Here is a 7,639-nt window from a genome sequence, read left to right on the forward strand (position 1 = left end):
CGAAATGTTAGGTGGTAATCAAGATATGCTTGACTTAATAAGTGGGGGTAAGTAGCATTGAAAATACCACCACATAATAGAAGAATAGTGATTTTAGATGGCTGTATCATTAAAGAAAATTAAAAATTTTGAGGAACATGACAAATCTCTTTTTCCTCTTTCAGCACCTGCCAAACGTTATCCAAAAGACTATGCTGTCTTTCAAAATATTTTCTGGCAATTGAAGCATGAGAAATCACCAAAAGACGATATTCTAAAATTGCTATTCTTTTTTAGCCCTAAAGTTCGGCTAGCATCAGATCCCAATGAAACAACAGAATTCACTGTAACAGCTAAAGAATATGCTGAATTGACGGGCTTAAAGCCAAGCAGTGCTTATGTAGCCTTAAACCGAGTAGTAGATGCTCTCTACGACCACAGTGTAGTTTTTTATCATCCTGGAAAAGATCGAGATATTCGAACAAGACTCATTAGTACATGCTCATACAAGGATGGATGTTTTTATATTTCTTTCACGCATTTTGCCCTATACATTATGTATGTTTTTAATAAACAAAATTCGTATACAAAATTTAAAGTTAAATCGGCTGTTGCCTTACATGGTCACGGTTTAAAACTTTACCCATTCTTGGTACAAAATGAATTTCGGTCTAATTTCGATGTATCCATCAAAGAATTAAAAAGTGCTTTAGGTCTAGCAGAAAATTCATACCCAGAATATAGAGATTTCAAAAGTACTATTCTTAAACCCCACATTGATGACATTAACTCTAAAACAGAACTTACTATTGAGTTTAAAGCAGTCAAGAAAGAAGGACGCAAAGCTAGTCATGTTAATTTTATAGTTAGAAAAAAGAAAACTATTGGAGCTAATCAACAAAGTGAAACTGGTAGTAACCAAGAGCAAAATAAAATAACTGCAAAAATGGTTTATTTAACGATAATTCAAAGTGAAGAATTGAGCTTGAGATTCAAAGAATCTGGTGAGACTACAGACGAATTAGTAGAAAGAATAAAAATTGATTTTAAAAATAACGAAGGTAATAGATGGATTGAAAAACTAGCAGAATTCAATATCGACTTTACTATTGAACAAAAAGTTTGAAAAATTGCTGCTATACCTAGAAAAGTACGATTTAATTCAAAATAAGATATATGTTCAGCTAAGATGTTCAGATGAACATGCTTAAACACGCGCTGAGGGATTACATTGAACAAAACAAAATTTAGCATAATGGACGCAAGTAAAGCTTTTAAAAAATCAAGAACAACAATCTATGAATCTATAAAAAGTGGTGAATTATCAAGAGATCATGATGGACTTATAGACTTATCGGAACTTATCAGAGTTTATGGCAATCCAGTCAGTGTTCAGTCCAGTACACGTACTGAACAAGTCCAGAAGGATGTACAGGTACACGTTCAGTCTGAAATTGAAAATGTATTAAAAGATCAAATTTCTTTACTCAAAAATCAGTTAGATTTAGCAAATCAAAGAGAAAAGTCTTTGATGCAACATATTGAAGATCTCACTCATAGAATTGAGTTTAAAGGCACGTTAGAACAGCCAAAACAAGAAAATACTAGTAAGCTAAATGAATCTACTAATCTAAATATAGCAACAGATCCTCGGCCAGAGATTGAGTCGAACTATGACGCATTGACTACTTTTGGGGAAGACAACAAGCGTATACCTATTCCTGAACACGTTGAACCGGAACCTAAAAAAAGGGGATTATTGGGCCGTTTAGCTCGGGCAGTTTTTACAGATGAGTAAGGTTTTATTGTTATTTTTAGCTAAACAAAAGTGTGGAACATTGCTTACTTATTAAGCGTGGAACGTGAAAAGTCATAAAAAAAGCCCAATCGGGTGTGATTGGGCTTTTCAATACGAAATAAACTATTGAATTAAAACAAATAATTTAGAGCATTTCGTATAAGGTGTATTATGTTAATTTTAGAAAATCTTAAGATAATTATTAATGAGTGGCTTAATGAATAAAGAAATTTCTGTATTACTGCATGACGTTCCTACTCATGCAGATTACGCATGTGATGCAACAGATTTAGATCCAGAAGATATTCCTGAAGATCGTATAGAACAAGTCATAAATTTATTAAATTCTTCTGATGAAAATATTGTATTTGAGGCAGCAAAACTTCTGACTAATTGGGGACAATCCTCTGGTTTTGATGCATTAGTAAATTTATTAAATGAAAATAAATTAGTTGGTTATATAGATCATCGTTTACATGGTTATGATGATACACTTCAGCATGTACTTAGAGCTTTTGTTCGTTATTGGGCATTCCAAGCTGATCTAGGATTTGGTGAACAGGCTAGAATAAAAATATTTCATCCTATACAAAAGATTATAGAAATATCTAATACAGAACCATTTGATATTAGTCGCTTATTTTGGTTAATTGATGATGAAAAATACGATGAATATATTCCTTTAATTAAAAACCATTTAATCCAAATAATAGATCATCCTGAATTACAATTTTGGAAAATCCATGATGCTATTGAACTGATGCTGAAATTAGAGCCTGAGTTTGTTCATAATTTATTAGAAGAAAAAGGCAAAACATTGGAAGACTTTAAAATTAACACTTTATAAAGTTATACATTTAACATAATGGTGGTTATACGCAATACACTTGTATATTAGTATAAATATCAATGACTTAAAAATTTAGTCATGGCTAAGAAATCAGCAAAAAGTCGATTTTGAAACAAGTCGGCTTTTTTATGTTCGATTCTGTAAGCTTTTGCCAATAAAAAATGGAAGAACTTTGCAAAATTTACAATTTTGTATTAACATTTTTATATTAACAAAAAGCGATGCAACTATGGAAATTGAGTTTTCATGGGATGAGCATAAAGCAGAAATAAACCTTAAAAAGCATGGTATAGCTTTTGAAGATGCGACATTGGTTTTTTACGATGCTCATGCCTTATATAAACAGGATCGCTTTGAAAATGGTGAATATCGTTGGCAAGCGATAGGTATGGTACATGGGCAAGCTGTTTTATTGGTGGCCCACACAGTACAAGACCATAATGGGATGGATCATATCCGCATTATTTCGGCACGACAGGCAGAGAAAAAAGAGAGGAAACAGTATGAGCAAAACCGTTACGTACAAAGTAGATTTGAATAAACCTCCTGTTTTGTCTGAAGAACAAAAGGCAAGACTTGAAGCTCTGGCTAAACGCGCAGACAGTGAAATAGACTTTTCCGACATTCCTGAACTTGATGAAAGCTTTTGGAAAAATGCTGTCCAAAATCCGTTTTATAAGCCAACTAAACAAGTGACTACAGTACGCATTGATGCAGATGTCATGCAATGGCTAAAAGCACAAGGCAAAGGCTATCAGACACGTATGAATAAGATTTTACGTGATGCAATGCTGAATGATTTAAAAAATCACCCATAAAAACGGAGCTTAAGCTCCGTTTTTTACAAACTATTTTTAAGCTTATAGAATCTAAATTCGGGGTAAATTAAACCTATAATAAAAAGAATGGTAAATGCTATCCATAGAAACAAAGCCATAGCTCTAAGCTGTTCTTCATTCCATGAGCTTGATTCCATATCTAAGAAAAAGATACTCTTCCAGCCTTTAATATAATCAGCTCCACCCCATGAAATAATCCATTTGAACATTAAGCTAACTGCCAAATAAATAAGTACCCACACCCATGTAGACATAAATTACCTTATTATTTTTAATCACTTATTGGATAATTATAACTGATCTTAATAGTCTTATTTAACATAAAATCTCTTATACGAAATTTGCATGTTAGAACCTATTCAAAGTCCGTATTTAATAGCTTCTCTTAGCGGATTTACTCATTTTCAAGCACTTGTAAGTAAAGCTCATCCGCTTTTTGAGCAATGGCTTTGCCATTCTCACGCATTTCTAATTCTTTAGCTACATAGGCTTGAATCGGTATGTTGTAATAGCCACCACCATAGTAGTCTTTAATGAGTTTCAAAGGCACTTCCACACCATATTCATCAAAAAGATTACGTCTGTAATTATATTCATGGATCGTATCCGCATAGGTCGGCAATCGGGGTAGATAGGTCAAGTGTGGTGTAGCAATTTCCATCTGCATCCATGTTTTCTGCTTCTTAGACCTGTACTTTAAAAAACGCTGTGCAAAATGGATAATCTGCCCTGCTTGGGAACGGCTTGCTTTGAAAACAGACCATGTTTCAACCATCAGGAATAGATTTTTAATGTCGGCTCGGTTCTTCTCTGCTAGAGAACTATTTTTTTGACTAGCCAATTTATTAATAGAATCAGTAAATTTAGTTTTAATTTTTTCAATACTTTGCTTTGTATATCGCCAAGTCCACGTATAAGCCCTTACTCTGTCTTTGTAGTCTTTTTCATCACCCAAGATGAGCTGTTTATAAGTCTTATGCGTATCTCTAAAAAGCTCCATAGTCACCAGGGCAGTAGGTTTGACAGCAATTGGATTTTTTAAGACAAATTGTTTTGGCTCATTATCTTTGAAGTAGTCTGCAATCAAGGTCTTTTCTGCTGAGATCGAATCAAGATCCCACTTAAAGCCTTTGTACTTCTCTTTAAGAGTCTGAATCTTCAAACGCTCCGACTCTTTGGCAAGTTTATTAATCTCAATACCGTTGAAAGTATTGAAATCTCTACTTGTAGGCGTAGTGAATAAGCAATACAGAAACCATTTATTTTCATTAAAGACATCTCTTTGCACGATCATCGTGCAAATAGGATGACCCTTTTCTAGGCGGTAAGAACGCTGTCTTGGTGAAATACCCAACTCATAACGCTCTGTCATCTTATCCAAAACGGATTCAATGGATTTCTTAGAACTGTCGTACTCAAAGCTGAAATAAAAATATGCGCCATTGGCAACATGGTCAGCGAGCCGTTGCATTGTAAATTTTGTGTGTGGACTAAAAATTATCATCCAAAATATTTCCAATCATTGTTATCAAGGGTTAATTCACAAAATACGCTGTTTTTTGATCAAAAACTAGCATTGTAATCGAGTAAAAGGATTTTTGGTTTTTAGCTGTTTTTTGCTTTTTCCATAGCGAAGCTATGGTGAACTTGCGAAGCAAGTTTTAAGGACTTCTAGACGGTGTTTGTAAGAGGGTAATAAGTAGTTCCATGCGAACGCACCTAGACAGCATATTTTTTGTGCATTATGATTTTCTCATCAGTTGTGAAGTGTGTCTGACCAACGCACCTAAAAGACCTAACCGTTTTTTAGTGTGCCGTTAGGCACACTAAAAATTTTGATTTTCAACAGCTCACAGTGGAAAGGTTGACAGCCTGAAAACTGCTTGACGAAGCGGACTGCTGCGGAAACGTAGCTCGGTACGCTTTGATGAGGGCTGATGAGGGGTGGCTTTTGCCTACCCTCAAATTCTACTCAATCCACTTCATTGTTGGTTCTTGAAGTTGGGCGACAAGGAAACGGAATCACCGAAAGGTGGCGAATGGGTTAAACCCCATTCTAGGCTGAAAGGGCTGAAATCCTGCTTTTGAAGAAATAGTGAGTGAAATCCATAGATGGAGAGTAGCGTTAATAACTACCGTTCTTCGCTGAATCTTTATGGTTTGGCGAGGTGCGTGGCACACACGATGGCTTCTGCGGTATTCGAGAGGGTACAGGCGATCAAGGTGAAAGCTGGCGAGAGTGGCACTTTTGGGTCAGGTGGTGAATTTGTCGTGATGACATTCCATTTTGGCTCGAAAGGTCGATGTATAGCTTAAACGTGTTAAAGGTGGGGAGAGATCCTCATCGACTGTGCTAAGTAAGTGTTCTACCCATGATGATATTTTTTAAGCTGCGGAATCGGTATTTTGGAACTGCGTACCGAAAAGCAAGGAAAAAGCTTAGAAACTTAGTGGATGAACGTACTGCTTGTTAAGACTTCAATTGATAACTTGGGACGCACTTTTATGTCATTAGGTTTTGTCACCTAAGTTTTTGAATAACTAAATTTTTAGTTATCGACATAGATGTGTTGGAGCGATCTTTAGTAGCGCATATAAGGCAGATTTTTGCCGAAGTTGTACTGTAATAATTCTGAATAAGTTGTTGTTTTTATTTGTAAAATAGATAGTAATCTATAATTACAGGTAAAATTGATAATCAATAAGAATTTTCTTTTGAGTTGTTTTATCAAAAGTTGGTTAAAAAACCATAGCTACCGTTGTCAGAAATGACTTGTTAAGGGAATCGTGGTTTTGCGAAAGAGTGATGTTGAGGCTATAGGGGACTGTAGTTGAGTGTGTTACTTCCTGCATGGTCATAGTGCTTGAAGGCTGTGGATTTAAAGCCACAGGAGAGTCAAAAAGGTTAAATGGGGATTGGTCTCCCCTGCTGTTCGAGTTGGTCGCTCGAACTAAACTAAACTTCTGAAGACATAGTTTTTCGAGGTTGTTATCCACCATAGGATAAATATTTTCTGATTTTATGAATAAAATTAGCGTTTTAAAGTTTGGTGTTGGTTGGTTGGCAATCGGCACTTCGACAAAATTTTACGGTGCATACGTTATAAGCATTTTTTAGACCCCCTCGGATATTCTTGCCAACAGAATATCGAAACGAGGTGGGTTGTCTAAATGCTCACCATTTGCGTTTTAAGGCACTTTAAACTAAAACCTATAGGTAGAATAGGAATGACCAATAAAACGCCAAATACAGCAAACCATGCGCTATAAATCCACATCTCTTGGTGTATCTTGCTCTCGATCTGTCATAAAATCTTCTAACCCTGTTGGGTCATCATGGTTTTTAAAGAACTCCTCCCAAGTTACTTCACAAAAGACACCATCTTCATTGGCTCTAAACCATCGTGGTTTGTTGAAGTTCTTCATCGAGAGAGAAACCAAATCTTCATCTTTTTTATCTTTGCTCATCTCAGATCCTCTTTAGCGAGTGTCTACGAGCGACACAACGAAAATTTGCGCCTAGACTCCCTGAAAAACTGCTTTTTAAAATATTTGCTTCAACAAATTGAAAGTAGATCACATGCTGATCTTTGCACCTAGACCGAGCGAAGCGAGCATAAAAAACTTATGAGCGAAGCGAATTCCGAGTTGCTTTTGCCTTTTCTTAAAGTAACAAGAATATTAACTAAAAATTGCCCCACGAATCGAGCGAAAGCGAGATTCAATAGAGTTTGAGCGTAGCGAAAACCAAGGGCAATTTTTCATTTATTTTTTCATTTACTAATTTTAAAAGCTTTATTAAAAGCTTTTAATAGCTTTTAAAAAGCTTTTAAAAAGCTTTACGGCCAGTCTCAATGTATTGCTATATCAGTGTTTCAGACACTAAAGTGGGGGCGAAATGTTAGGTTTTTGACTTTAAGTGGGGGCGAAATGTTAGGTTTTTGACTTTAAGTGGGGGCGAAATGTTAGGTTAGTGGGGGCGAAATGTTAGGTTAGTGGGGGCGAAATGTTAGGTTAGTGGGGGCGAAATGTTAGGTTAGTGGGGGCGAAATGTTAGGTGGTAATCAAGATATGCTTGACTTAATAAGTGGGGGTAAGTAGCATTGAAAATACCACCACATAATAGAAGAATAGTGATTTTAGATGGCTGTATCATTAAAGAAAATTAAAAAT

The 7,639-nt window shown here is 35.6% G+C and carries 8 protein-coding genes; 5 read left to right on the top strand and 3 right to left on the bottom strand.

The features are described 5' to 3' along the window. Nucleotides 1-97: 97 nt before the first annotated feature. The 5 genes from FTT68_RS13790 to FTT68_RS13810 all read left to right on the top strand — a co-directional run bounded on the left by FTT68_RS13790 (nucleotide 98) and on the right by FTT68_RS13810 (nucleotide 3,445). The gene (locus tag FTT68_RS13790) at nucleotides 98-1,105 is read left to right on the top strand and encodes a replication initiation protein (protein WP_004967300.1); all 1,008 of its coding nucleotides are present in this window, start codon (nucleotides 98-100) and stop codon (nucleotides 1,103-1,105) included. A gap of 105 nt (nucleotides 1,106-1,210) precedes the next feature. Further along, nucleotides 1,211-1,777 (top strand): plasmid replication DNA-binding protein, encoded by a 567-nt coding sequence (locus FTT68_RS13795; protein WP_225531289.1) that lies wholly within the window; start codon nucleotides 1,211-1,213, stop codon nucleotides 1,775-1,777. 217 nt (nucleotides 1,778-1,994) lie between these two features. After that, the gene (locus FTT68_RS13800; RefSeq protein ID WP_078194520.1) at nucleotides 1,995-2,624 is read left to right on the top strand and encodes a hypothetical protein; all 630 of its coding nucleotides are present in this window, start codon (nucleotides 1,995-1,997) and stop codon (nucleotides 2,622-2,624) included. Nucleotides 2,625-2,856: 232 nt separating this feature from the next. Continuing rightward, nucleotides 2,857-3,168: a BrnT family toxin gene (locus FTT68_RS13805; protein ID WP_096902542.1), complete on the top strand. Its 312-nt coding sequence runs from the start codon at nucleotides 2,857-2,859 to the stop codon at nucleotides 3,166-3,168. Continuing rightward, nucleotides 3,131-3,445, top strand: coding sequence for a BrnA antitoxin family protein (locus FTT68_RS13810; protein ID WP_096902543.1), 315 nt, complete (start codon nucleotides 3,131-3,133; stop codon nucleotides 3,443-3,445). Before FTT68_RS13805 ends, FTT68_RS13810 begins: the two co-directional genes overlap by 38 nt. Nucleotides 3,446-3,468: 23 nt before the next feature. On the opposite strand, the gene FTT68_RS13815 is transcribed toward FTT68_RS13810, so the two are convergent. The 3 genes from FTT68_RS13815 to FTT68_RS13825 form a co-directional block, all read right to left on the bottom strand. After that, nucleotides 3,469-3,720, bottom strand: coding sequence for a hypothetical protein (locus FTT68_RS13815; RefSeq protein WP_004969151.1), 252 nt, complete (start codon nucleotides 3,718-3,720; stop codon nucleotides 3,469-3,471). A 140-nt stretch (nucleotides 3,721-3,860) separates the two neighbouring features. Further along, nucleotides 3,861-4,937, bottom strand: a complete 1,077-nt coding sequence (locus FTT68_RS13820; RefSeq protein ID WP_225531288.1) for a hypothetical protein — start codon at nucleotides 4,935-4,937, stop codon at nucleotides 3,861-3,863. A gap of 1,793 nt (nucleotides 4,938-6,730) precedes the next feature. Next, nucleotides 6,731-6,934, bottom strand: coding sequence for a hypothetical protein (locus FTT68_RS13825; RefSeq protein WP_004968112.1), 204 nt, complete (start codon nucleotides 6,932-6,934; stop codon nucleotides 6,731-6,733). Nucleotides 6,935-7,639 lie beyond the last annotated feature (705 nt).

Source organism: Acinetobacter sp. Q85-2 (assembly GCF_013420555.1).
Lineage (GTDB): Bacteria > Pseudomonadota > Gammaproteobacteria > Pseudomonadales > Moraxellaceae > Acinetobacter > Acinetobacter indicus.